The 23,131-nt window shown below is 51.3% G+C and carries 19 protein-coding genes; 16 read left to right on the top strand and 3 right to left on the bottom strand.

What is annotated here, in order from left to right; translation table 11 throughout:
* Positions 1 to 2: 2 nt before the first annotated feature.
* The 10 genes from gltB to ribD all read left to right on the top strand — a co-directional run bounded on the left by gltB (position 3) and on the right by ribD (position 14,739).
* Complete coding sequence (gltB, locus tag HRQ87_RS04375; protein WP_174135643.1) at positions 3 to 4,541, top strand: glutamate synthase large subunit; 4,539 nt, start codon at positions 3 to 5, stop codon at positions 4,539 to 4,541.
* A 48-nt stretch (positions 4,542 to 4,589) separates the two neighbouring features.
* A complete protein-coding gene (gene mtgA, locus HRQ87_RS04370) occupies positions 4,590 to 5,351 on the top strand; it encodes a monofunctional biosynthetic peptidoglycan transglycosylase (protein WP_174135641.1) in 762 nt (253 codons plus the stop codon).
* 50 nt (positions 5,352 to 5,401) lie between these two features.
* Positions 5,402 to 6,067: an FtsZ-binding protein FzlA gene (gene fzlA / locus HRQ87_RS04365; protein WP_174135639.1), complete on the top strand. Its 666-nt coding sequence runs from the start codon at positions 5,402 to 5,404 to the stop codon at positions 6,065 to 6,067.
* On the top strand, positions 6,048 to 7,088 hold the full coding sequence (gene queG / locus HRQ87_RS04360) for a tRNA epoxyqueuosine(34) reductase QueG (RefSeq protein WP_174135637.1): 1,041 nt from the start codon (positions 6,048 to 6,050) through the stop codon (positions 7,086 to 7,088). Before fzlA ends, queG begins: the two co-directional genes overlap by 20 nt.
* A 281-nt stretch (positions 7,089 to 7,369) precedes the next feature.
* The gene (gene dnaG / locus HRQ87_RS04355) at positions 7,370 to 9,316 is read left to right on the top strand and encodes a DNA primase (protein ID WP_174135635.1); all 1,947 of its coding nucleotides are present in this window, start codon (positions 7,370 to 7,372) and stop codon (positions 9,314 to 9,316) included.
* 143 nt (positions 9,317 to 9,459) lie between these two features.
* Positions 9,460 to 11,439, top strand: coding sequence for an RNA polymerase sigma factor RpoD (rpoD, locus tag HRQ87_RS04350; protein ID WP_174135633.1), 1,980 nt, complete (start codon positions 9,460 to 9,462; stop codon positions 11,437 to 11,439).
* 24 nt (positions 11,440 to 11,463) lie between these two features.
* Positions 11,464 to 12,255 carry a glycosyltransferase domain-containing protein gene (locus HRQ87_RS04345; protein ID WP_174135631.1) on the top strand — a complete coding sequence of 264 codons (792 nt, stop codon included), beginning with the start codon at positions 11,464 to 11,466 and terminating at the stop codon, positions 12,253 to 12,255.
* Positions 12,256 to 12,605: 350 nt separating this feature from the next.
* Positions 12,606 to 13,022 (top strand): hypothetical protein, encoded by a 417-nt coding sequence (locus HRQ87_RS04340; RefSeq protein ID WP_174135629.1) that lies wholly within the window; start codon positions 12,606 to 12,608, stop codon positions 13,020 to 13,022.
* Between the two features lie 155 nt (positions 13,023 to 13,177).
* A complete protein-coding gene (gene nrdR, locus HRQ87_RS04335) occupies positions 13,178 to 13,648 on the top strand; it encodes a transcriptional regulator NrdR (RefSeq protein WP_174135627.1) in 471 nt (156 codons plus the stop codon).
* Positions 13,648 to 14,739 carry a bifunctional diaminohydroxyphosphoribosylaminopyrimidine deaminase/5-amino-6-(5-phosphoribosylamino)uracil reductase RibD gene (gene ribD, locus HRQ87_RS04330; RefSeq protein WP_343035151.1) on the top strand — a complete coding sequence of 364 codons (1,092 nt, stop codon included), beginning with the start codon at positions 13,648 to 13,650 and terminating at the stop codon, positions 14,737 to 14,739. Before nrdR ends, ribD begins: the two co-directional genes overlap by 1 nt.
* Here the strand turns inward: ribD and HRQ87_RS04325 are convergent.
* From HRQ87_RS04325 to HRQ87_RS04315, 3 genes are all read right to left on the bottom strand, one after another.
* Positions 14,736 to 16,715 carry a capsular polysaccharide biosynthesis protein gene (locus HRQ87_RS04325; protein ID WP_174135625.1) on the bottom strand — a complete coding sequence of 660 codons (1,980 nt, stop codon included), beginning with the start codon at positions 16,713 to 16,715 and terminating at the stop codon, positions 14,736 to 14,738. The two genes, ribD and HRQ87_RS04325, sit on opposite strands and share 4 nt — an antisense overlap.
* Positions 16,716 to 17,846, bottom strand: a complete 1,131-nt coding sequence (locus tag HRQ87_RS04320) for a polysaccharide biosynthesis/export family protein (RefSeq protein WP_484555903.1) — start codon at positions 17,844 to 17,846, stop codon at positions 16,716 to 16,718.
* Positions 17,847 to 17,927: 81 nt separating this feature from the next.
* The gene (locus HRQ87_RS04315; RefSeq protein WP_174136291.1) at positions 17,928 to 19,229 is read right to left on the bottom strand and encodes a capsule biosynthesis protein; all 1,302 of its coding nucleotides are present in this window, start codon (positions 19,227 to 19,229) and stop codon (positions 17,928 to 17,930) included.
* A 162-nt stretch (positions 19,230 to 19,391) separates the two neighbouring features.
* Between HRQ87_RS04315 and HRQ87_RS04310 the strand changes: the two genes are divergently transcribed.
* Genes HRQ87_RS04310 through HRQ87_RS04285 form a run of 6 tightly spaced genes read left to right on the top strand, consistent with a single transcriptional unit; the run spans position 19,392 to position 23,048 of the window.
* The gene (locus HRQ87_RS04310; RefSeq protein WP_174135621.1) at positions 19,392 to 19,982 is read left to right on the top strand and encodes a riboflavin synthase; all 591 of its coding nucleotides are present in this window, start codon (positions 19,392 to 19,394) and stop codon (positions 19,980 to 19,982) included.
* On the top strand, positions 19,979 to 20,545 hold the full coding sequence (locus tag HRQ87_RS04305) for a hypothetical protein (protein WP_174135619.1): 567 nt from the start codon (positions 19,979 to 19,981) through the stop codon (positions 20,543 to 20,545). Before HRQ87_RS04310 ends, HRQ87_RS04305 begins: the two co-directional genes overlap by 4 nt.
* Positions 20,542 to 21,666, top strand: a complete 1,125-nt coding sequence (gene ribB, locus HRQ87_RS04300; protein WP_174135617.1) for a 3,4-dihydroxy-2-butanone-4-phosphate synthase — start codon at positions 20,542 to 20,544, stop codon at positions 21,664 to 21,666. Before HRQ87_RS04305 ends, ribB begins: the two co-directional genes overlap by 4 nt.
* Positions 21,666 to 22,217: a 6,7-dimethyl-8-ribityllumazine synthase gene (locus HRQ87_RS04295; protein WP_174135615.1), complete on the top strand. Its 552-nt coding sequence runs from the start codon at positions 21,666 to 21,668 to the stop codon at positions 22,215 to 22,217. Before ribB ends, HRQ87_RS04295 begins: the two co-directional genes overlap by 1 nt.
* Positions 22,214 to 22,681 (top strand): transcription antitermination factor NusB, encoded by a 468-nt coding sequence (gene nusB / locus HRQ87_RS04290; protein ID WP_174135613.1) that lies wholly within the window; start codon positions 22,214 to 22,216, stop codon positions 22,679 to 22,681. The genes HRQ87_RS04295 and nusB overlap by 4 nt, the downstream gene beginning before the upstream one ends.
* A gap of 58 nt (positions 22,682 to 22,739) precedes the next feature.
* Positions 22,740 to 23,048 (top strand): hypothetical protein, encoded by a 309-nt coding sequence (locus tag HRQ87_RS04285; RefSeq protein ID WP_174135611.1) that lies wholly within the window; start codon positions 22,740 to 22,742, stop codon positions 23,046 to 23,048.
* The last annotated feature ends 83 nt before the right edge of the window (positions 23,049 to 23,131 follow it).

The raw sequence follows: 23,131 nt of genomic DNA, 5'->3' as shown, positions 1-23,131 counted from the left end.
CCATGACCAAATATGATGAAAACTGGGCTGCGGCCGAGAGTGCAAAGCGCATATGGTTGGCTGAAAACGGGCTGTATTCCGAGGAAGAAGAGCATTCGTCCTGCGGCGTTGGGCTGGTTGTGTCTATTGATGGCAAGGCGTCGCGCAAGGTAGTGGAAAACGGGATTTCTGCGCTGAAAGCCGTATGGCACCGCGGGGCCGTCGACGCGGATGGCAAAACCGGTGATGGCGCGGGTATTCATGTGCAGATCCCGGCTGAGTTTTTCTATGACCAGATCCGCCGCACGGGTCATGAACCTGATATGAAAAACCTGATCGCGGTTGGTCAGGTCTTTCTGCCGCGTACAGATTTTGGCGCACAGGAAACCTGTCGTACAATCGTTGAGGCCGAAGTACTGCGGATGGGCTATTACATCTATGGCTGGCGGCATGTACCGGTGGATGTCAGCGTATTGGGCGCCAAGGCCAATGCGACACGGCCCGAGATTGAACAGATTATTATCAGCAATTCCAAGGGTGTAGACGAAGAAACGTTCGAGCGTGAGTTATATGTGATCCGCCGTCGGATCGAAAAAGCTGCTGCCGCTGCTGGTGTGCGCGAACTGTATATCTGTTCGTTGTCCTGCCGGTCGATGATTTACAAAGGCATGATGCTGGCCCAGGATGTGGCTGAATTTTATCCAGATCTGCAAGATGATCGGTTTGAAAGTGCATTCGCGATTTATCATCAGCGGTATTCGACAAATACGTTCCCGCAATGGTGGCTGGCGCAGCCGTTCCGCATGTTGGCACACAATGGCGAGATCAACACGCTGAAGGGCAACCTGAACTGGATGAAAAGCCACGAAATCCGTATGGCCTCATCTACCTTTGGGGATACTGCAGAAGACATTAAACCCATTGTTGCCCAAGGATCTTCGGATTCTGCGGCGTTGGATTCCGTATTTGAGGTTCTGGTGCGCGCCGGTCGATCCGCGCCCATGGCTAAGACGATGTTAGTGCCGGAAAGCTGGTCGAAGCAGGCGGTGGAATTGTCGCAGGAATGGCGCGATATGTATTCCTATTGCAACAGCGTGATGGAGCCATGGGACGGCCCCGCAGCATTGGCCATGACCGATGGTCGCTGGGTCTGTGCGGGCCTTGATCGCAACGGTTTACGGCCCATGCGATATGTCGTGACGGGTGATGGCCTGATGATCGCCGGTTCAGAGGCTGGAATGGTGCCAATTGACGAGGCGCGCGTGATTGAAAAAGGCGCTTTGGGTCCTGGGCAGATGATCGCCGTGGATATGAAAAAAGGCCTACTGTTTCATGATGATGAGATCAAAGACAAGCTGGCGCGTGCGCTGCCTTTTGGCGACTGGGTCGGCAAGATCAATGATCTGGAAGAAAAGCTGTCGGGCATTCCCGAAACCGCGCTGTTCAGTGGGGCAGAGCTGCGCAAGCGACAGATCGCGGCGGGCTATACCGTTGAAGAACTTGAACAAATTCTGGCCCCCATGGCCGAAGATGCGAAAGAAGCATTGGCGTCGATGGGCGATGACACACCATCGGCCGTACTGTCAGAAAAGTACCGCCCGCTAAGTCATTTCTTTCGTCAAAACTTTAGCCAGGTCACCAATCCGCCGATTGACAGTCTGCGCGAATACCGGGTGATGAGTCTGAAAACGCGGTTCGGTAACCTGAAAAACGTACTGGACGAAGACAGTAGTCAGACCGAAATTCTGGTGTTGGACAGTCCTTTTGTTGCCAATGCACAGTTTGATGCGATGGTAGAAAGTTTTAACGCACCACTGACCAAAATCGACTGTACCTTTGATGCCGATGAAGGCCCAGAGGCCTTGCGCAAGGGGTTGATCCGCATCCGCGCCGAAGCCGAAGATGCCGTGCGGTCCGGGGCGGGGCACATTGCACTGACTGATCAATATCAAGGCGAAACTCGTGTACCTATGCCGATGATCTTGGCGACATCTGCCGTGCATTCGTGGTTAACGCGCAAGGGTTTGCGGACGTTCTGCAGCCTGAGTGTACGGTCGGCGGAATGTATCGATCCGCATTACTTTGCGGTATTGATCGGGTGCGGTGCGACGGTGGTAAATGCCTATCTAGCCGAGGATTCCATCGCAGATCGCATTGATCGTGGGCTGTTGGATTGCAATCTGTCCGAGGCGATGCAGCGCTATCGGACTGCGATTGATCAGGGCCTGTTAAAGATCATGGCCAAGATGGGGATTTCCGTTGTTTCATCCTATCGCGGTGGGCTAAATTTCGAGGCCGTCGGGCTAAGCCGTGCGATGGTCGCGGAATATTTCCCCGGGATGCAATCGCGGATTTCCGGGATCGGAACGGCGGGTATTCAGAAAAAACTGGAAGAAGTTCACGCAAAAGGCTGGCGCGGCGGTGCCGATGTGTTGCCGATTGGCGGGTTCTACAAGGCGCGTCGTACGGGCGAAAAACACGCCTGGGAAGCGCAAACAATGCATATGATGCAGGCGGCCTGTAATCGGGCAAGTTATGAAATGTGGAAGCAGTATTCAGCCAAAATGCGATCAAACCCGCCCATTCATTTGCGCGATCTACTGGATATCAAGCCGCTGGCAAAAGCTATTCCGATTGAAGATGTGGAGTCGATTACATCGATCCGTAAACGTTTTGTGACGCCGGGGATGTCGCTGGGTGCGTTGTCGCCCGAGGCACATAAGACGCTGAATGTGGCGATGAACCGGATTGGTGCAAAAAGTGACAGTGGCGAGGGTGGCGAAGACCCTGCGCATTTCGTGCCAGAGCCCAACGGTGACAATCCCAGTGCGAAGATCAAGCAGGTTGCCAGTGGTCGCTTTGGTGTGACGGCGGAGTATCTGAACGCCTGCGAAGAACTTGAGATCAAGGTGGCGCAAGGTGCCAAACCGGGCGAGGGCGGTCAATTACCGGGGATGAAGGTCACCGATCTGATCGCGCGATTGCGGCATTCGACCAAGGGTGTCACGCTGATCAGCCCGCCACCGCACCACGATATCTACTCGATCGAGGATCTGGCGCAGCTGATCTATGACCTGAAACAGATCAACCCGCGCTGTAAGGTGACGGTCAAGCTGGTCGCGGCCAGTGGCGTGGGCACGATTGCTGCCGGTGTGGCGAAGGCCAAGGCGGATGTGATCCTGATTTCGGGTCATAACGGCGGGACGGGCGCGTCGCCTGCGACGTCGATCAAATATGCGGGCCTGCCGTGGGAAATGGGCCTGACCGAGGCGCATCAGGTGCTTAGCATGAACAATCTGCGGGGCCGTGTGACGCTGCGCACGGATGGCGGTTTGCGCACGGGTCGCGATATTGTCATGGCCGCGATGATGGGGGCCGAGGAATACGGCATCGGCACCGCCGCCCTGATCGCGATGGGTTGCATCATGGTGCGTCAGTGTCAGTCAAACACCTGCCCTGTGGGTGTCTGTACGCAGGATGAAAGCCTGCGCGCCAAGTTCACAGGCAATGCAGATAAAGTGGTGAATCTGATCACATTCTATGCGCAGGAGGTACGTGAGATTTTGGCCAGTATCGGTGCGCGGTCGCTGGATGAGGTAATCGGGCGGGCGGATCTGTTGTCTCAGGTCAGTCGTGGGTCGGCGCATCTGGATGATCTGGATCTGAACCCACTTCTGATCACGATCGATGGGGCGAAGGACGTAGTTTACGATACGGCCAAGCCCCGAAACGAGGTGCCCGATACATTGGATGCTGAGATCGTAAAAGATGCCGCAAGGTTTCTGAACGATGGTGAAAAGATGCAGCTGCAATATGCGGTGCAGAACACGCTGCGGACCATTGGGACGCGGACATCCAGTCATATTGTCAAGAATTTTGGGATGCGCAATGCATTGCAGCCCGATCATCTAACGGTCAAGTTGAATGGATCTGCCGGGCAATCGCTTGGCGCGTTTGCAGCGCCTGGGCTGAAACTGGAAGTGTCGGGCGATGCAAATGATTACGTCGGTAAAGGACTGTCTGGCGGTACGATTGTCGTGCGCCCACCCATGGCCAGCCCGCTGAAGGCGGATGAAAATACCATTATCGGTAATACGGTGCTGTATGGCGCCACGGATGGATATCTGTTTGCGGCGGGTCGCGCGGGGGAACGCTTTGCCGTTCGAAATTCCGGTGCGAAAGTCGTGATCGAAGGTTGCGGGGCCTGCGGGTGTGAATACATGACGGGCGGCGTTGCGGTGATCCTGGGATCGGTTGGTGCGAATTTTGGCGCGGGCATGACGGGGGGCATGGCCTATCTTTATGACCCCGATGGCAAGGCGCAGGATATGATTAATATGGAAACCTTGGTGACCTGTTCTGTCGAAGTTGACCATTGGGAAACTCAATTGAAGCAGTTGATTGAGCGACATTTCGCCGAAACGGAAAGCCGCAAGGCAGAGGGTATTTTGCAGCATTGGGCGCTTGAAAAAGCCAATTTTCTGCAAATTTGCCCCAAAGAAATGCTGGTTCATCTACCTGCACCCTTATCGCGACAAGTTGATGCCGTTCCTGCAGAATAAAAGTAGGCAGGCCTTGACCCATTCATGTTAGGCCATAGGACTATGGCGATGAATGAGTTGGCAGGATTACGGCCCGTACGGAAACGTAAGGCGAAAAAGAAAAGCATAAAAGCGCAAAAAAAACCTGCGCTTTTGCTGCGCCCGTTCTTGTGGTTATGGAAGTGGTTTTTGCGCGGTGTATTTGGTGTTGTGGCACTAACGCTTGCGGTGATTTTTTTGTATAATTTTGTCAATCCACCAACCACGATTTACATGAATCAGGAAGCACGCCGTCTGGGCGGCATCAAGCACCAATGGGTGTCGATTGATGACATTGCACCAGTAATGGCGCGGTCTTTGGTGGCGGCTGAGGATGCAAATTATTGCCTGCATTGGGGCTTTGACATGGATGCGATCCGTCAGGTAATCGCCGAAGGTGGCAACCGCGGCGCATCGACCATCAGCCAACAGGTCGTCAAAAATGCGTTTTTATGGCATGAACGCAGCTGGACCCGCAAAGGGCTTGAGGCGCTTTTGACCCCGGTGGTCGAGGCCGTCTGGTCCAAGCGGCGCATCGTCGAAGTTTATCTGAACGTCGCTGAATTCGACGAAGGTGTCTTTGGCGTGCAGGCTGCATCGCGTCATTATTTCGGGGTGGATGCCGCAGATCTTTCGGCCACCCAATCGGCGCGTTTGGCGGCGATTTTGCCCAACCCCAAGCGCAGATCAGCGTCGCGTCCGTCACGGTTTGTGCAAAAAAGGACATCCCAAATCATGAGCGGGGCGTCAACGATCCGCGCAGATGGACGCGCAGCTTGTTTCAGTGGTTGAAAATGTGACCTTTTCAAGGCATTGAGGGGAAAACGACCAGAGCAGTAACAATGAACCGTCTTTTTCATGTCCCGTTATCCCCGTTTTGCCGCAAGGTACGTCTGAGTTTGGCCGAAAAGAAAATCGAGGTTGAGCTTGTCGAAGAAAAATACTGGGAACAAGATCCAGAATTCATGCGCCGAAATCCAGCCGGTAAAGTGCCCGTTCTGAAAATGAAGGGCCGAATGCTGGCCGAAAGTGCGCCGATTTGCGAGTTGATCGAAGAACTGCATCCTGACCCGCCGCTGTTTCCACGCAAGCCCGAAGATCGCTATGAAGTGCGCAGGCTGGTATCTTGGTTTGATGACAAGTTTCATAACGAAGTTACAAGCAAATTATTGTACGAACGGGTAAATAAGAAAATCACCAAGCAAGGCTACCCTGACAGCAAAAACGTCAAGGAAGGCGCAAAAGCGATCAAGTATCATCTGGATTATATGTCATGGCTACTGGATCAACGGCGCTGGTTGGCAGGCAACGTTATGACACTGGCCGATTTCGCGGCGGCGGCGCATTTGTCATCGCTTGATTATATCTCGGATGTGGATTGGGACCGATCAGAAAATGTTCGTGATTGGTATGCCAAGATCAAATCACGACCTGCCTTTCGTAGTCTTTTGGCTGATCAGGTTTCGGGATTTCCCCCGCCTGCACATTATGCCGACCTTGACTTCTGATCTGAAAGCAAAGCTGGTTGATTTCGCCACACAGGCAGGTTTTGCAAAAGTTGGAATTTGTAGGCCGGATGCGGTGCCAGACATCGCGGAGCGGTTGGACGCATTTGTGGCAAAGGGGTTTCACGGCCAAATGGGATGGATGGCGGAACGGATCCAATGGCGGGGCGATCCCGCAGCCTTGTGGCCCGAGGCACGATCGGTTGTGATGCTGGCCGAGCCTTATACCCCGGATCATGATCCGTTTGAGGTATTGAAGCACCGTGACCGCGCCGCAATCAGCGTTTATGCACAAAACCGCGATTATCATGATGTGGTCAAAAAACGGCTAAAACGGGTCGGGCGTTGGTTGCTTGATCAGGAAGACGGTCAGATCAAAGTCTTTGTTGATACGGCGCCTGTGATGGAAAAACCGTTGGCCCAGGCGGCGGGATTGGGGTGGCAAGGTAAACACACCAATCTACTTAGCCGTGATCTTGGCAATTGGTTTTTTCTGGGGGCGATCTTCACAACGATCGAATTAGTTGCAGATGACGCTGGCGTTGAAAATTGCGGCAGTTGTACTGCATGTTTGGATATTTGCCCGACCAATGCTTTTCCTGCCCCGTTTCAGCTGGATGCACGGCGGTGCATCTCTTATCTGACAATTGAACATAAAGGTCCGATTGATCTGGAATTACGTGCGTTATTAGGCAATCGGATTTACGGATGCGACGATTGTCTGGCGGTTTGTCCGTGGAATAAATTCGCGGCCCAAGCGCATGAAGTGAAATATCATGCCCGTCCTGAACTGCTTGGGCCTGATTTGGCCGATCTGGCGCAGTTGGATGATGCGGGATTTAGGGCGCTATTTTCTGGATCACCTATTAAACGGATCGGGCGGGACCGTTTTGTACGAAACGTACTCTATGCCATTGGAAATTCTGACAGGCTTGAGCTGCGCGAGGTTGCTGTAAGTCTTTGTAATGATCCTGATGCGACTGTGGCAGATGCGGCGAAATGGGCGGTTAGCAAGTTGACTTGAAAGGTTTTGCGCCGCGTTGACGCGCTCCGCGACGCCTCCGGCGGGAATATTTAAGCCAAGAAGAAGAAAAAAAGACGCCCTGCAAATCTGCAAGACGCCTTCTCCTTGGGCGGTCATCGGCGTTCCCGCCTGTACCGCACATATGGAATACTGCCCAAATCCTTCTTCTTGGTTAAAATATTCTGGGGTTTGGGGCAAAGCCCCAATATGCACGAAGTGCCAGAACGAATGCGCACCAGCGCCCCTTTGTGTTTCTGCAAGAAAAAGATAAAACATCCTCTATGAGTCTACCCCCCGGTTTTTTAGATGAACTGCGCACACGGATATCACTGACCCAAGTCGTCGGGCGAAAGGTCATGTGGGATACGCGGAAATCCAATCAGGGCAAAGGCGACATGTGGGCACCTTGCCCATTTCATCAAGAAAAAACCGCCAGCTTTCACGTCGATGATCGTAAGGGCTTTTATTATTGTTTTGGCTGCCATGCTAAAGGCGATGCGATCTCTTTTGTACGGGAAACGGAAAACGTGGGCTTTATGGAGGCGATCGAAATACTTGCGCGCGAAACCGGTATGCCCATGCCGGAACGGGATCCGCAGGCGCAAGAGAAAGCTGATAAGCGGTCCGAACTAGCGCAGGTCATGGAGCAGGCGGTGCAATATTATCGTCTGCAGCTTAAAACTGCAGCCGCCCAAGACGCGCGGGAATATCTGACGCGCAGAGGCTTGAGCGAGGCGACGCAGGGTCGCTTTGACATTGGGTTCGCCCCTGATATGCGTCAGGGCGTATTTCAACATCTCACCAGCAAAGGGGTTGAGGCCGATTTGGTCGTGGATGCAGGCCTTGCGGCGCGTCCTGATGATGGCGGTGAACCTTATGATCGTTTCCGCGGTCGCATTATCTTTCCGATCCGTGATCCGCGCGAGCGCTGTATCGGTCTGGGGGGTCGTGCGATGGATCCCAACGCGCGCGCCAAATATCTGAATAGCCCCGAGACTGAGTTGTTCGATAAGGGTCGTAGCCTTTACAACCACGGCCCCGCGCGTGAGGCGGCTGGAAAGGGCGTGCCTTTGGTTGTTGCCGAAGGTTACATGGATGTCATTGCGCTGTCTGAGGGCGGTTTTGAGGCAACGGTTGCGCCGCTTGGAACAGCCATCACCGAAGATCAATTGCGTTTGTTATGGCGCATTGCGCCAGAACCGATCATTGCATTGGACGGTGATAAAGCCGGATTGCGTGCTGCGCAGCGATTGGTTGATCTGGCATTACCGATGCTGGAAGCCGGGCAATCGTTACGCTTTGCGATCATGCCTGATGGGCAAGATCCTGATGACCTGATCCGCGCACAGGGGGCAGGGGCCTTTCAAAAATTATTGGATAACGCGTTACCAATGGTCCAGTTGCTGTGGCGGCGTGAAATTGAAGGTAAGGTATTTGATAGCCCGGAGCGCAAGGCGTCTTTGGACAAAGCCTTGCGTGAAAAGATCAAGTTGATCCGTGACCCATCAATTCGCAGCCATTATGGTGAAGAAATTAAACGGTTGCGTTGGGATTTATTTCGCCCTGTACGAGATTTCCCCAAAAAGGGACGCGGATGGCAAGCACCCGATGTTCCTTTGCCTACGACAAAAAATTCAGCCTTAGCAGCCGGAGACGGCACTTTCGAAGATCAGCTGCGCGAGGCGGTTATTCTTGCTTCATTGGTCCTTAACCCGGATATCTTGCCAGAATTTGAAAGCCAACTTGAGCGGATGGATTGCTTTTCGGCTGATCACGCTGTGCTGCGCGATGCGTTGCTGCGCCATGTCGGACTGGATACTGTAATCTTTACCCAGAAAATGAGAGATGAGATTGGGGGTGAAGCCCTTGAAAAACTGTTTGCACAACGCCATGTGGCCATAGCACCGCCTGTGCGTAAAGCAGGGAATTCAGAAGTGGCAATAATGTGTGTGGCCGAAGAGTTTGCAAAACTTGATGCAAGACGGGGACATCAGCGCGAGATTGACGAGGCCGTCGAAGACCTGTCTGGCATAGCAGATGAGGGTTTGACATGGCGATTATCGCAAGCGGCGCATGCGATGAACCGAGCAGGAAAAACGAATAATGATGATAAGGCGGATTATGAGCTTGGCCCCAATGGTGCAAAGGTAAAACGTGATGAACGCACAGCTCTTGATGATCTTCTTGGAAAGATTGACTTTGCCAAAGGCGGTCCACGACATAAATAGTGTTGCAGATCGGTCGTTTGGTAAAGAATCTCTAGATAAATAACACTAAGCCAATAAGCGAATCGGTTGAACCTTCTGGTGATTCGCTTCACTTTACACATGATTCGCCTCGCATTCAGTACGATCCGAACAAGGAACTCCGCATGGCCAAGGATACAGACGACCGTAAATCTGACGATCAGGACAACGAAATGTCTGGTGATGCAAGCCAGACCGCTGTCAAAAAGATGATCGCAGATGCGCGGGAAAAGGGCTATGTCACTTACGATCAGCTCAATCAGGTTTTGCCGCCTGAACAGGTAAATTCTGAACAAATCGAAGATGTGATGTCGATGCTGTCGGAAATGGGCATCAATATCATCGAAGATGAAGAGGCTGAAGAGGAAGAGCAGAAAGGCTCGACCGATATTGTCACAACCTCTGGTGCGCGCGAGGTGGCTGTTGCTGCGCAGGAAACCGAAAAGTTGGATCGCACAGACGATCCGGTGCGCATGTATTTGCGCGAAATGGGATCGGTTGAACTGCTAAGTCGCGAAGGTGAAATCGCGATTGCCAAGCGTATTGAAGCTGGCCGCAACACGATGATCGCAGGTTTGTGCGAAAGCCCTTTGACCTTTCAGGCGATCACGATCTGGCGTGACGAATTACTAAGCGAAGATATTTTGCTGCGCGATGTCATTGATCTGGAGACTACATTTGGCAATGCCATGGGCGACGATGAAACGCCTGTTGTGGACACCGCCGTTATTGGTGCGGCCGCCGCCCCGAAGCAAGAAGATGATCAACCCGAATTGGATGCTGATGGCAACCCGATTGCCAAAGATGATGACGACGACGAAGATGAACAGGCCAACATGTCGCTGGCCGCGATGGAAGCGGCCCTTAAGCCACAAGTGCTTGAGACGCTTGAACTGATTGCGCGCGATTACATCAAGCTTAGCGAAATGCAGGATTTGCGTATCTCGGCAACGCTGAACGAAGATGCCAGTTTTACGGAAAAAGAAGAAAAGATTTACCAAAAGCTGCGCGCAGAAATCGTAGTTCTGGTCAATGAACTGCATTTGCACAACAATCGGATCGAAGCGTTGATTGACCAGCTGTATGGCATCAACCGCCGGATTATGTCGATTGATTCAAATATGGTGAAACTGGCCGATCAGGCGCGTATTAACCGGCGTGAGTTTGTTGATGCCTATCGCGGGTACGAACTGGATCCGACGTGGCTGGAACGGATGGCCGAAAAGCCAGGACGTGGCTGGCAGGCCTTTATCGAGCGGTCAACGCCGAAGGTTGAAGAGCTGCGGTCAGATATGGCCCAGGTCGGCCAATATGTTGGCCTTGATATCAGCGAATTCCGCCGCATCGTGCAACAGGTTCAAAAGGGTGAAAAAGAAGCGCGTCAGGCCAAGAAAGAAATGGTCGAAGCAAACCTGCGTCTTGTGATCTCAATTGCCAAGAAATACACCAATCGTGGCTTGCAATTTCTTGATCTCATTCAGGAAGGTAACATCGGTCTGATGAAGGCCGTGGACAAGTTTGAATATCGCCGGGGCTATAAGTTTTCGACTTATGCGACGTGGTGGATCCGTCAGGCGATTACGCGATCTATTGCGGATCAGGCGCGTACCATTCGTATTCCGGTCCATATGATCGAAACGATTAACAAACTGGTCCGTACAGGCCGTCAGATGCTGCACGAAATCGGCCGCGAACCCACGCCCGAGGAATTGGCCGCAAAACTGCAGATGCCACTTGAGAAAGTGCGCAAGGTGATGAAAATCGCCAAAGAACCTATTTCATTGGAAACCCCGATTGGGGATGAAGAAGACAGCCAGCTTGGCGATTTCATCGAAGATAAAAACGCCGTATTGCCACTGGACAGTGCCATTCAGGAAAATCTGAAAGAAACCACGACGCGTGTGCTGGCCAGTCTAACGCCGCGTGAAGAACGTGTGTTGCGCATGCGGTTCGGCATCGGCATGAATACAGACCACACGCTTGAGGAAGTTGGCCAGCAGTTCAGCGTCACCCGTGAACGTATCCGTCAGATTGAAGCGAAAGCACTACGGAAACTCAAGCACCCAAGTCGCAGCCGCAAGCTGCGGAGTTTCTTGGATCAATGACCGCTGATAGTAGGGTCTTCGGCATTGAGTGACGACGCATTAAGAATTGTTCTTTTTAGTTGTTATTACGGCAAGCCCGAACCGTTCAACACAACAGTATTTGGTGATGCCCTTGGACACTATCCTTGTGTTGTTGTGTCAGACGATGCTGATTTGAAACTGCCATCTGGTATGACATTACTCTTTGATGATAGCTCAACTTTGGATGTGAATCGTGCGTCTCGGCGTGCAAAACTTATGCCGGATGCGTATTTCCCAGACGTTGATTGGTCGATTTATATCGATAATAATGCCCGTATCATCGTTGATCCTTTACAATTGATAACCGCGCTTGAAGACGCAGGAGCGCCCACTATTTCGTTCACGCGCCATCCTGACCGGACGTGTGTTTATGCGGAGGCAAACGCTTGTATAGATGCATATAAAGATACCGAGGAGACCATACGCAATCAAATGCGTGTCTACAGAGCACAGGGATACCCTGAAGAGGCGGGATTAATCTATGGTGGATTTATCGTGCGTAATCACCGTGCGCCTGATTTGGTAAAGCTTGGTAGACTTTGGTTCGAACATTTACTTGTCTTTTCACGCCGTGATCAGTTGAGTTTTGGCTTTACTGCGCGGCGTTGTAACATCGTTCCGTTTTTTCTTGAAGATATTGGCCTTAATAAAGCCGCGCTGTTTGAATGGCCGATTTTTAGAAGAAAGCAGAGAAGAGATTGGTCAACTGCAAAACAAAAAAAGAAGAAAAAGAAATTTTTACAAAGAATTAAGAAAATATTTTCAAAACTAAGCAAGGGATCTTCAAGTTCTTAATTTTACGTTGATTAAGGCTAGTTTTGGTATTTTGCTAGAAAGTACGATGCGGTCGTTGCGACTTGATGGTATAGATATGCTATCATTCAGCTTATGATCTTAGAATTTTTTGTCGTATCGAATAGTGGATAGATAGATCAGAACGCATTCAACTTTAATTACGAAGCCCTGTTACGAATGAATAATTCGGTCATGGCGCTAAGCAAGGAATTGATGTCTTTGAACATCGCAACGCGCCGCACCATAGGATCGTGGTCCATTTAGCGTGAGCCAGCCATGTGGTGTGTAATCTGGCGTATTAATGTGAAACCGACTATATTTATAAAGCAGATTTAAAAAGGATCATGCTTATGTCTTATCTGAAGCCACTTATTGTAGCTGTTTTATTTGGTGTGCCTGCAGTTGCATCCGCAGAGTCTTTATTGGCGTTGAACGGATTGCGCACCCAATCTGGCGCCGGATCCGAGATTGAGGTTTTCACCCGCGCAGGCTCGCATGGATCGGATTACTTTTGTGCAGCCGGTGACTTTGCGCGGCGTAAATTAGGGGCTGACACGACAGACCGTATTGTCATTAGCCGTGCACCTGGCGGTAGCCCAACACGCGCAAACCAACGCAGCATGGGTTTTAAGTTGGTTCCGGCTGGCGCAAAGCGTAGTGCAAAAAACAGCTTTGTTCTGTCACCCCGCAATATTGGATTAAGTCGAACAGTCGGGCATTCTGTATTTTTATGTAAAAATACAAAAGGCAGCCGGATCAACGACTAACTTGGCTTTCGCAAAACCTAAGACAGCATTTTGTATTCAATATCAAGTATCTGCATTTCCCCTCTACCCAAACGGTAGCGTGTCACCTATAGTCCGTGTGGATAACAAGGGGCGAAGACCCCAGAGGCGGAATTAAAGATACAAGGGGGACGCGAATGCGCTGTCCGTTTTGCGGGAATATCGACACGCAAGTCAAAGATTCAAGACCGGCAGAGGATCACGTTGCCATTCGGCGGCGCAGGTTTTGTCCGGCATGCGGGGGGCGTTTCACGACTTATGAACGTGTTCAACTGCGTGATCTGGTGGTCATCAAAACCAATGGCCGACGCGAAGATTTTGATCGCGACAAGTTGGAACGATCTATACGTATCGCACTGCAGAAGCGCCCTGTTGAGCCAGAACGTATGGACCAGATGATTTCTGGTATCGTGCGGCGGTTGGAAAGCATGGGCGAAACCGATATCCCAAGTAAAACCATTGGCGAGATAGTGATGGAAGCACTGGCACGTATTGACACAGTTGCCTATGTGCGTTTTGCGAGCGTTTATAAGAACTTCCAGGCGGCAGATGATTTCGATAAGTTCGTATCTGAACTGCGTCCGGACGACCCTGCCGAAGACGTGTGATCACTGACGATCAACGCTTTATGTCGCTTGCGCTTTCCCTGGGACGGCGTGGCCTTGGTCGATGCTGGCCAAATCCAGCGGTTGGTTGTGTGATCGTAAACAACGGCCGCATTATCGGACGCGGGGTTACTGCCAAGGGTGGTCGACCGCACGCTGAGGTCATCGCATTGTCACAAGCGGGTGGTATGGCGCGGGGGGGGGTGGCCTATGTTTCGCTTGAGCCTTGCGCGCATCATGGGCAAACGCCGCCTTGCACGGATGCATTGATCAAAGCAGGTGTTTCGCGTGTCGTAGCCCCTTTGACCGACGATGATCCCCGTGTTTCTGGCAAAGGTTTCGCACAATTGCGCGCGGCGGGGGTTCAGGTGACAACAGGTGTTTTGGCGGATCAAGCGGTCTTGGCGCACAAGGGCTTCTTTCTAAAGGTCACGCAGGGCCGGCCGATGGTAACATTGAAGCTTGCGACCAGTTTTGATGGGCGGATTGCTACAGCAAATGGCGAAAGTCAGTGGATCACCGGCCCTAAGGCGCGGCGTTGGGTTCACGCGATGCGTGGCACCCATGATGCTGTGATGGTTGGCGGCGGGACTGCGCGAGCGGATAATCCCAGTTTGACGGTTCGTGATTTGGGTGTTCAGCACCAACCTGTGCGTGTGGTCGTATCGCGCAAACTGGATATTCCGACACATAGCATTCTGGCTGAAACAGCGCGCGATATTCCGATATGGATATGTCATGGTACGGATGCGGACCCTGACGTGTGCCGCAAATGGGCGGATTTAGGGGCAAGACTGTTCCCATGTGATTTGATTGGTCGGCAGCTGGATGTTGCTTCTGTTCTGCAAAACCTTGGGAACGCAGGTTTGACACGCGTCTTTTGCGAAGGCGGCGGCGCGCTGGCGGCATCCTTGCTGAATGCGGGTTTGGTTGATGAACTTGTGGGCTTTACCGCAGGGCTTGCACTGGGCGCTGAAGGGCGTCCCGGATTGGGGGCCATGGGCATTGACGCATTAAATGACGCCCCGCGTTTTCACCTGATCGACACGCAGAATATTGGCGGCGATGTCATGCATCGGTGGGGGCGTATTTAGCGCCAAAGATAGGCGTAGCTTGCGAAAAGACCCTGCACCTTTGAAAGTGTATTATTCAAAGCGCCAGGCGCGGGAATTTCATCATTTGCAAGGCGATCCAGAACAACTTCGATCGGGCATGGCCCCTTGGTAATGGGATCATAATAGCGTGGGTAATCTATCAAAGCCGCATAGACAAAAGCTTGTAGTGAAGGTCGTGCCTGCCTGCGTTCAGGTGTTGTTATAAGGTCGGTCGTCAGCCCCCAACCTGCATAGAATGGAACGCCCAAACAGGTGACTGGCACATTGCGCAACAACGCTTCGAACCCTATTAATGATGTCATTGTCCATATCTCATTGACCTGTTCAATCAGCGATATGGGATCTGTATTCGCCGCAAAGACGTCAGCGTATTGCATGGCCTGATTTTCGCTTAACGTCCCTTTGCGCAGGCCGGTTTCGACGTCAGGGTGCGGTTTATAGATCAAGATCGCATCGGGGTTAGCGTGCCTGACAGCTTTGAGCATGTCTAGGTTGGTACAAACATCCGGGGCGCCCAACAGAATGGATGCATCATCTTCGACCTGACCTGGCACCAGAATGCGATAGCCGTCGGGTAGATCATGCAAAGCGCCCTGCAGATTATATTTACTTAGCCTTGCAGATATGATTTTTTTGATAACGGTTTCTGCGCGCCGCTCGGCCCATTCAGGAAGCTCTTCGCGCGTTGCGATCAAAAGCTCCAGATCGTTTTCCTGATTGGGGTCATAGTAAATGCCACGTTGGTCCCCAATCAATGACAAAGGTGGGACAAGTGCGGCACCCAGACCGCTTGAACGGATAAAACCATCCTCAAGCCGTGTGGCGTCTTGCAGATCAGGTGTCCACTGATTGGCCCAAACCATAGTTCGATAGTTTTTTGCATTATGTTTGCTAAAAACCATCTTGCGAGACTGCCCAAAGATTTTCTGTAAATGCGCGCGTTTCCACAAGCGCATGCCATGGGCGGACCAACCAAAGCGATCTTCTCGCCATGCGCGTGTTTGCGCTTCAAGTGTTGTTATAACGTCTTCCAACTCGCATAGCTGATCGCGATATGGATCATACCATGTGGGATATAGGATCATCGCGGCTGCAAAAAGTTGGGCACGGGTCAATGTGCGCTGCCTGCGATCAATAGGCATGCGGTCGTCGGTTAAGCCCCATCCGGCATAAAAGGGTTGGCCGAAAACCTTGGGCTTGTGTCCGGCATAAATCGCCTCGAACCCCAGTTGAGAACTGACGGTATAGACACCACGAGCGCCTTCGAACAAACGCCAAGGCGATATATTTTCGTCATATAATTGAACGCGCCCCGTTTCATGCGCCTTTGAAAAATAGCCTTCACGATGCCCGCTGCGGGTTTCAGGATGGGTCTTGATCAAAACTGTGGCGTCTGGATTTTCTTCCTGCGCAAAGACCAGCATTTCCTGAAATGTCGCAGAATTAGCGCCACATGATGTGACGGACGCGTCGCCTTTGGTTTGATCGATGACGATAACATACCCAGGATCCGGGTGCGGGATATCGGGATCAAAATTATTGTATTTGGATAGATGAGCTTCTTGCAGCCGCTCAACCGCATAACGCCCGCGGTTCAAAAGGGCGGTGTCATCCAAAGGATGCGTTGCCAGAAGTGTTTCAAGATCTGATGCGGATGCCGCATCGAAATGTACGCCGCTTTTATCCAATGTAAGTCCCAAAGGCGCATCACCATCGCGACCGGTATGGATTGATCTTAGAAAAGCGTCCTCGACCCGAAGAAGGGGCGCGTTTGTTTTATCAGCAATGCTTTCGCCACGTGGCGCAGTCGGGCTTTTTCCCCAGACTGCAATCATCGCGTCCGCATCAGGTTTGCCCAGACGGATGTCATATCCTGACAATTCAAGAATACGCCTGACACGTTTTTGTGTCAGAAAGCCACCGTTATAGACATACAATGACGTCTTGTTCTGCACCTAATTTGCCAGATTACTCAATGAGTTAACACGCCCCAACGACCCCGTCAGGGCCGAGATTGTTTTGTCCCATTGCGTAAACGGTGCTTCGGTTACATAGACAGTATCGCCATCGCGAATATGAAAATCGCGCGCATAAAACAGACCATTTGGTTCGGTCAGGTTCAGGACATAGACAATCCGCTGACTGGCTTTGAAATCACTACGCCCAAGTAGCGTATTGGCAATGTTGGGCTGCTCATCCCGAAGAATAAATATTCCGGTCGGGTCAGCTGTTGTGGACAAAAGTCCGCCAACCTGTGCAAGCGCCTCAAGTGCGGATAAGTTTTGCATTTCAAAAGCCACAAGACTTTGGGCGCCTGTCGAACCAAGTGCAGTATATTTGCGTGTATCCGCTTCGACCAGAATGCGATCCCCGCCGCGAAGTGGGACATCAAGGGATGGATCGTCATAAAGATCTTCAAACCAGATGCGGCCGCGTCTGTTTCCCCTGACAAGTACGATTTGTGCAATTTCAGGTTCAACCGCAACGCCGCCCGCACGGGCAAGCATGGCTGACAATGTGCGTGTTGGACGTTCTATTGCATAGATACCCTGCCCACTGACAGCACCTGATACAGAAACAGTGGCGCCATCCCCTGCAACACGGCGCACCTGGACCTGTGGGTCCGGTGTTTGATCATTCAGTTTGCGTGTGATGACTTGGCGCAATTGTTCCGGCGTTTGCCCTGAGGCGCGCAATTTACCGGCGTATGGCACAAAAATATTGCCTGCACCGTCCACCTGGACCTCTTCCAGAATAGTTGAATTTTGTCCCTGACCTGCCAACAAGCCGTCATCAACGTTTTCCCAAATCGTCAATCCAAGCACATCGCCCGGCCGGATAATATCAGACCCCACCATGCCAACACGCTTGAAGTCATTCGGAAAACCCAGTTCAGGTTGAATATTTGAAACACGCATGATGCTGTCATCGACATTCACGACAAAAGATGCCTGACCCGTTTCGCTGTCTTGTCGGGTCAATTCTGATTTCGTCGGTCCAGACCGTGGCAAACCACAGGCTGCCAAGTTTGCGGCAAATGCCAAAAATAGCGCAAACTTTACCGTGCGCACCACAAGGTTCTTCACTGCCATGTTCCTGTTATTTTGTTTTTTTGCCTCGATTTATCCACAACTTAGATCAGTCCTTTGTGAAAAGCCAGTGTTCGGTTAACGGACGCTATTTACGACGCTAAGCTGTTGCCTTGGTGCAGGGGTGCCTGCTTTCAAGGCATCATATGGGTCCATGGGCATAAGCATCATATCGACCACTTGCCGCAGCAGTTGCCGGCGCCCTTTGGTTGAATAGAAACTACCTGGTAATTGTGATGTTTCAAGAAGATAACGACGAAAATCACGATAGGCGGCATTATCGGGTTTTGAAGGCATTGAAAAGAAATCGGCAAGCGGCTGTGTCGATACAAATTCAGGCTTGCCATAAATGGCAGTGCCAAAGGCTTTCAATGGCAAGCCACGCCAAAGAACCTGTTGGGCGGCGGTCGAATTAACAGTCACTGCACTGCGGGCGTGATCCAGCAGTCGTGCCAGTTTTCCGCCGCGGATGTAGTGTGTCCGATCTTCGACACCGTATTTTTTAGCCAATCGGCGGATTTCGCTTCTAACTGGTGCGCGGCCATCTTCAAGCGGATGGGCTTTGAAAACAAGATGATGGTGTGTGGGCGCACCCTTGGCAAAGCCTTCCATGACAAGCCTTAAGAATTCAGATATGTTGGAAAATGGTGAATGATCCTGAAAACTGGCGTCATGTTCAAGTTGCAACAAAGCGATATGATAGGGATACCCGCCTTGTTTTACCCGGTATGTGGCCAGCATACGCTCAATTGCATGAAGCGGAAGTAGCATAAGCCGCGACAGATGCAGCCGGAATTCTTTCCCGACTGAGATACTTCTGTGCGGTTTGAAGTTGCGATAGTTGCCATTTCTGAACATGACAAACCAATGATACAACGCGCCGTAAAACATATGTTGGCGCAAGGCACCCCAATGATCTGGGGCCAAGGGTACATCCAGATCATTTTTCGCCATTATCGCGCGCATGTCAGAGACGGACATATTCATCAATTTCGAGTTGCCATTCGACCCTTCGCGTTCATAACTGATCCAATAGGGGCGCAAATATCCTTCTTCGAAAACATGCACGTTGATGTCGTTTTCCTTAGCAATTTTCACAGCTTGCGCATGAAGGGGGCGTGTATCTGCGTATATCACAATATCGGTTACGGATTTTTCGTTCAAAAGTCGTTTTAAAGTGCCTGGCCAATCTTCTGCGCGTCCGTAGAAAGGAATATAGCGTGCTTTGTCTGACCAAAAGAAATGATCACCTGTATTAAAACCCACGCGCCAGACATCGGCACCGGCAAGTGTCAGCATGTGGCCCAAGCGGTTGAAAAACGGCCCATGCGGCCCTTGCAAAAGCAAAAAATTCCGGCCTTTTCCAGTCACATACGCCATTAGATACTCGATCAATAACCCCCTTCTGATTTAGCCATAAATCAAAAGTTATTGAAAGCTTTTGATGAAAAGGCTGAACAATTACTTAATTTTGTAACTCAGTGTCGCATCTTGTGTCAGCCCATCACTCGGGCTAGGTGGGGAATAGCAAAAGAGGCATACATGTTTACAGGCATCATTACGGATATTGGCAAGGTAAAAAGCGTTCAGCAAAGCGGGGACCTGCGTGCCCGTATTGAAACGCGTTATGACACTGGCAAAATTGATATCGGGGCATCCATTGCGTGTGATGGCGTTTGTCTAACCGTCGTCGCGTTGGGCGACGATTGGTTTGATGTGGATGTATCGGCCGAGACTTTGTCAAAAAGTAATCTGAAACGGTGGTCAAAAGGTTATCATATTAACCTTGAGCGTGCGTTGAAGGTGGGGGATGAGCTGGGCGGTCATATTGTTTCAGGCCATGTGGATGGTGTGGCCGATGTTATTGCGGTTAAAGACGATGGAGACAGTACGCGCGTCACATTGCGCGCGCCGTCAGCCCTGGCTAAATTTATCGCGCCAAAGGGTTCGGTTGCACTGAATGGCACGTCACTGACCGTGAATGAAGTGAATGGCACCGATTTTGGCATCAATTTCATTCCACATACCAAATCTGCGACAACATGGGGTACTGTGAAAGTCGCCGATCATGTAAATTTGGAAATTGATACGCTGGCGCGTTATGTGGCCCGTCTGAAAGATTATGAAACATGAGTCTGATAGGGCACAACAACGGCCCCACAATGGAGCCGGGTTATAGTTGGCGAAAGCATTCTTGGACCAAGGCGCGGTCTGATCTGCTGCCCAAACTTCCAATTGAAGTTATACGTGTCCGCGTCAAACGGGCTCAGGAACTTGGGCTGGATTACAAATCATACGCAAGTGTCAGGGCCAGTACCGGCCGGGATGTAATTGGGTTTCTGTTTTCCAGCAATGCATTGCGACTGATTAAATCCAATGCTTGCCTTCCGGAAAATCGCCGGGAAAAATTGTCAGACCTGAAATATTGCAGCCGTATTGCCGTTGTTCACGCCCCTTTAGATGCGCAGGTCATTGTCGAACAGAACGCTGTACTTGATGCCGCTACGATTGCACCGAAGTTTACGTCAGGCTGGTCTGATACACGGGCAAGCATCACAAAGGCTGTTCGTTTGGCCGATGCCTCTTCAGACGGCATCATTTTGATTGGCGATACTGATCTTGAACGGGAATGGTCCAAGGCTGGGCGTCTTGCGGGCTATATCACGGCTGACACCTACTTTGGAGAACACCCATGAGTTTTGAAATACCGGGTCCGGTCGAAGAAAACTGGCGCGATGCCATCAGTTCGATTGAAGAAATCATTGAAGATGCACGTAATGGCCGGATGTTTATTCTTGTGGACCATGAGGATCGCGAAAACGAAGGTGATCTGGTTATTCCTGCGCAAATGGCCACGCCTGAGGCGATTAATTTTATGGCGATGCACGGGCGCGGTCTGATCTGTCTGTCTTTGCCAGGCGACCGCATTGATGCCTTGGGGCTGCCATTGATGGCATCTTATAATTCATCACGTCATGAAACTGCCTTTACCGTCTCGATTGAGGCCCGCGAAGGCGTCAGCACCGGGATTTCCGCCCATGATCGTGCCCGTACGGTGGCCGTCGCCATCGACAGTGGAAAAACCGCGGCTGATATCGCAAGTCCGGGCCATGTCTTTCCGTTGCGCGCACGCGATGGTGGTGTGCTGGTGCGTGCGGGTCATACTGAGGCGGCAGTGGACGTTAGCCGCTTAGCAGGGTTAAACCCATCAGGTGTCATTTGCGAAATTATGAACGAAGACGGATCCATGGCCCGCCTGCCGGATTTAGTTGCCTTTGCGCAGCTTCATAACTTGAAGATCGGTACGATCAGCGATCTAATCTCGTATCGTCGCCGACATGATAATCTGGTCAAACAGCGCACATCAAAGACGATCACATCAGAATTTGGCGGCGATTGGGATTTGCGGATTTATACGGATGAAACCCAAGGTGCAGAGCATATTGCGTTGATCAAGGGCGACATTTCCGGTGATGATCCTGTTTTGGTGCGTATGCATGCGATGGACCCGATGCTGGATATCGTCGGCGTTGGTGGTCAGGGCAGGGCGGCAGAATTCAGTGATGCCATGCGCCTTATCGCTGATCAAGGTCGCGGGGTTTTGGTATTACTGCGCGATGTTCATATGAAGCTAAGCGCCGAGAGTGAGGTATCGCCACAGACATTGCGGCAATACGGTTTAGGTGCCCAAATATTATCATCACTCGGGTTGTCAAAGTTGGTTTTGCTAACAAATTCCCCCACACCAAAAGTCGTCGGATTAGACGCCTATGGCCTGGAAATTGTCGGGACTTGTAAAATATCGGAGATTGGCTGATGGTCGGACATGAAACACATTACATATTGCCACGACCGGAATTTGACAGACCGGTCAAGGTTTTGATCGTTGTCGCCCCTTATTATCGCGATATCGCGGATAATATGATTGATGGTGCCAAGGCCGAGTTAGATGCCGCAGGTGCCACGTATGAGATCACCGAAGTTCCTGGAGCGCTTGAAGTGCCGACGGCTGTGTGTATTGCTGAACGACTTTCCAACTTTGACGGATACGTCGCATTAGGCTGTGTCATTCGCGGCGAAACCACCCACTACGAGACCGTCTGCAATGACAGTAGTCGCGCGTTGCAATTGCTGGGACTGCAAGGGCTTTGTATCGGTAACGGTATTCTGACGGTTGAAAACCGTAAACAAGCCGAGGTTCGTGCAGATCCTGCAGATCAAAATAAAGGGGGTGGTGCTGCGGCTGCGGCCTTGCATCTAATTGCGCTTAGCCGCAAATGGGGTGGACGCACCAAAGGGGTGGGTTTTAAACCTGCATCAGAAAATATCCTTTTGGCAGGTAATGCAGATGGATCAACGACGGCATGACAATATCCAACAATCAAAAGCGCAAGATGAAATCGGCAGCACGACTTTATGCTGTTCAGGCGCTTTTCCAGATGGAGGCAATTGGCCAAAGTGTCGATGGTGTCATAAGCGAATTTGAAGATCACCGCTTTGGCGCCACTTACGAAGGTGACGAAATGGCCGAAGGCGATATCGACACCTTTCGTGATCTGATGGAAAACGCTGTTGATAATCAGGCTACCATTGATCAGATGACAGATCGTGCCTTGGTTGCCAAATGGCCAATTGCACGGATTGACCCAACATTGCGTGCGTTGTTCCGTGCAGCGGGGGCAGAGATGGTCAAAACAAAAACACCTCCAAAAGTTGTTATCACTGAATTTGTAGATATCGCCCGGGCTTTTTTCCCCGAAGGCAAGGAACCTAAGTTCGTCAACGCCGTTTTGGATCACATGGCCCGAGAGGCACGACCAGACGCTTTCTGATCCATTTGTAAAACAGGCTACTCGGGCTATTATTAAAGTACGTTTAAGGAGATCAAAGATGCCAAAACTTGTCCACCTCTATATAAAGCATACGATCATTGGCTTCATTATCTCAGCCGTATTCGTAGTTGGTCTGTTTTATTTCAACATCGCGAACCTTTGGCATCTTGTGACGCACACCCAAGGCGGTTGGTTGGCGGCTTTTGTACTGTTTATGTTGAACGGTATTGTTTTTTCAGGCGTGCAATTTGGCATAGCTATTATGAATATGAAAGAAGACGATACGCCAAAACGTGGTACACCTATCATGCCACGTGAATTACAACCTGTTATGGTAAAAGCCGCTGCGCAAAAAAAGCGGCTCTGATTTACCGTTACAGTTCAATCATGCAAAATATTGAAAGCGGCGGGCCCGCACGCAACCGTGAAGGTAATGAATTCCCGAGGACC

This window comes from Parasulfitobacter algicola, assembly GCF_013315265.1.
Taxonomy (GTDB): Bacteria; Pseudomonadota; Alphaproteobacteria; order Rhodobacterales; family Rhodobacteraceae; genus Parasulfitobacter; species Parasulfitobacter algicola.
Note: the sequence above shows the minus strand (reverse complement) of the source record. Positions and strands in the feature narration are given on the sequence as shown.

Coding starts and splice junctions, on each gene's coding strand:
- gltB (WP_174135643.1), top strand. CDS start 3: ATGACCAAATATGATGAAAACTGGGCTGCGGCCGAGAGTGCAAAGCGC.
- mtgA (WP_174135641.1), top strand. CDS start 4,590: ATGAATGAGTTGGCAGGATTACGGCCCGTACGGAAACGTAAGGCGAAA.
- fzlA (WP_174135639.1), top strand. CDS start 5,402: ATGAACCGTCTTTTTCATGTCCCGTTATCCCCGTTTTGCCGCAAGGTA.
- queG (WP_174135637.1), top strand. CDS start 6,048: ATGCCGACCTTGACTTCTGATCTGAAAGCAAAGCTGGTTGATTTCGCC.
- dnaG (WP_174135635.1), top strand. CDS start 7,370: ATGAGTCTACCCCCCGGTTTTTTAGATGAACTGCGCACACGGATATCA.
- rpoD (WP_174135633.1), top strand. CDS start 9,460: ATGGCCAAGGATACAGACGACCGTAAATCTGACGATCAGGACAACGAA.
- HRQ87_RS04340 (WP_174135629.1), top strand. CDS start 12,606: ATGTCTTATCTGAAGCCACTTATTGTAGCTGTTTTATTTGGTGTGCCT.
- nrdR (WP_174135627.1), top strand. CDS start 13,178: ATGCGCTGTCCGTTTTGCGGGAATATCGACACGCAAGTCAAAGATTCA.
- HRQ87_RS04315 (WP_174136291.1), bottom strand. CDS start 19,229: ATGGCGTATGTGACTGGAAAAGGCCGGAATTTTTTGCTTTTGCAAGGG.
- HRQ87_RS04310 (WP_174135621.1), top strand. CDS start 19,392: ATGTTTACAGGCATCATTACGGATATTGGCAAGGTAAAAAGCGTTCAG.
- HRQ87_RS04305 (WP_174135619.1), top strand. CDS start 19,979: ATGAGTCTGATAGGGCACAACAACGGCCCCACAATGGAGCCGGGTTAT.
- ribB (WP_174135617.1), top strand. CDS start 20,542: ATGAGTTTTGAAATACCGGGTCCGGTCGAAGAAAACTGGCGCGATGCC.
- HRQ87_RS04295 (WP_174135615.1), top strand. CDS start 21,666: ATGGTCGGACATGAAACACATTACATATTGCCACGACCGGAATTTGAC.
- nusB (WP_174135613.1), top strand. CDS start 22,214: ATGACAATATCCAACAATCAAAAGCGCAAGATGAAATCGGCAGCACGA.
- HRQ87_RS04285 (WP_174135611.1), top strand. CDS start 22,740: ATGCCAAAACTTGTCCACCTCTATATAAAGCATACGATCATTGGCTTC.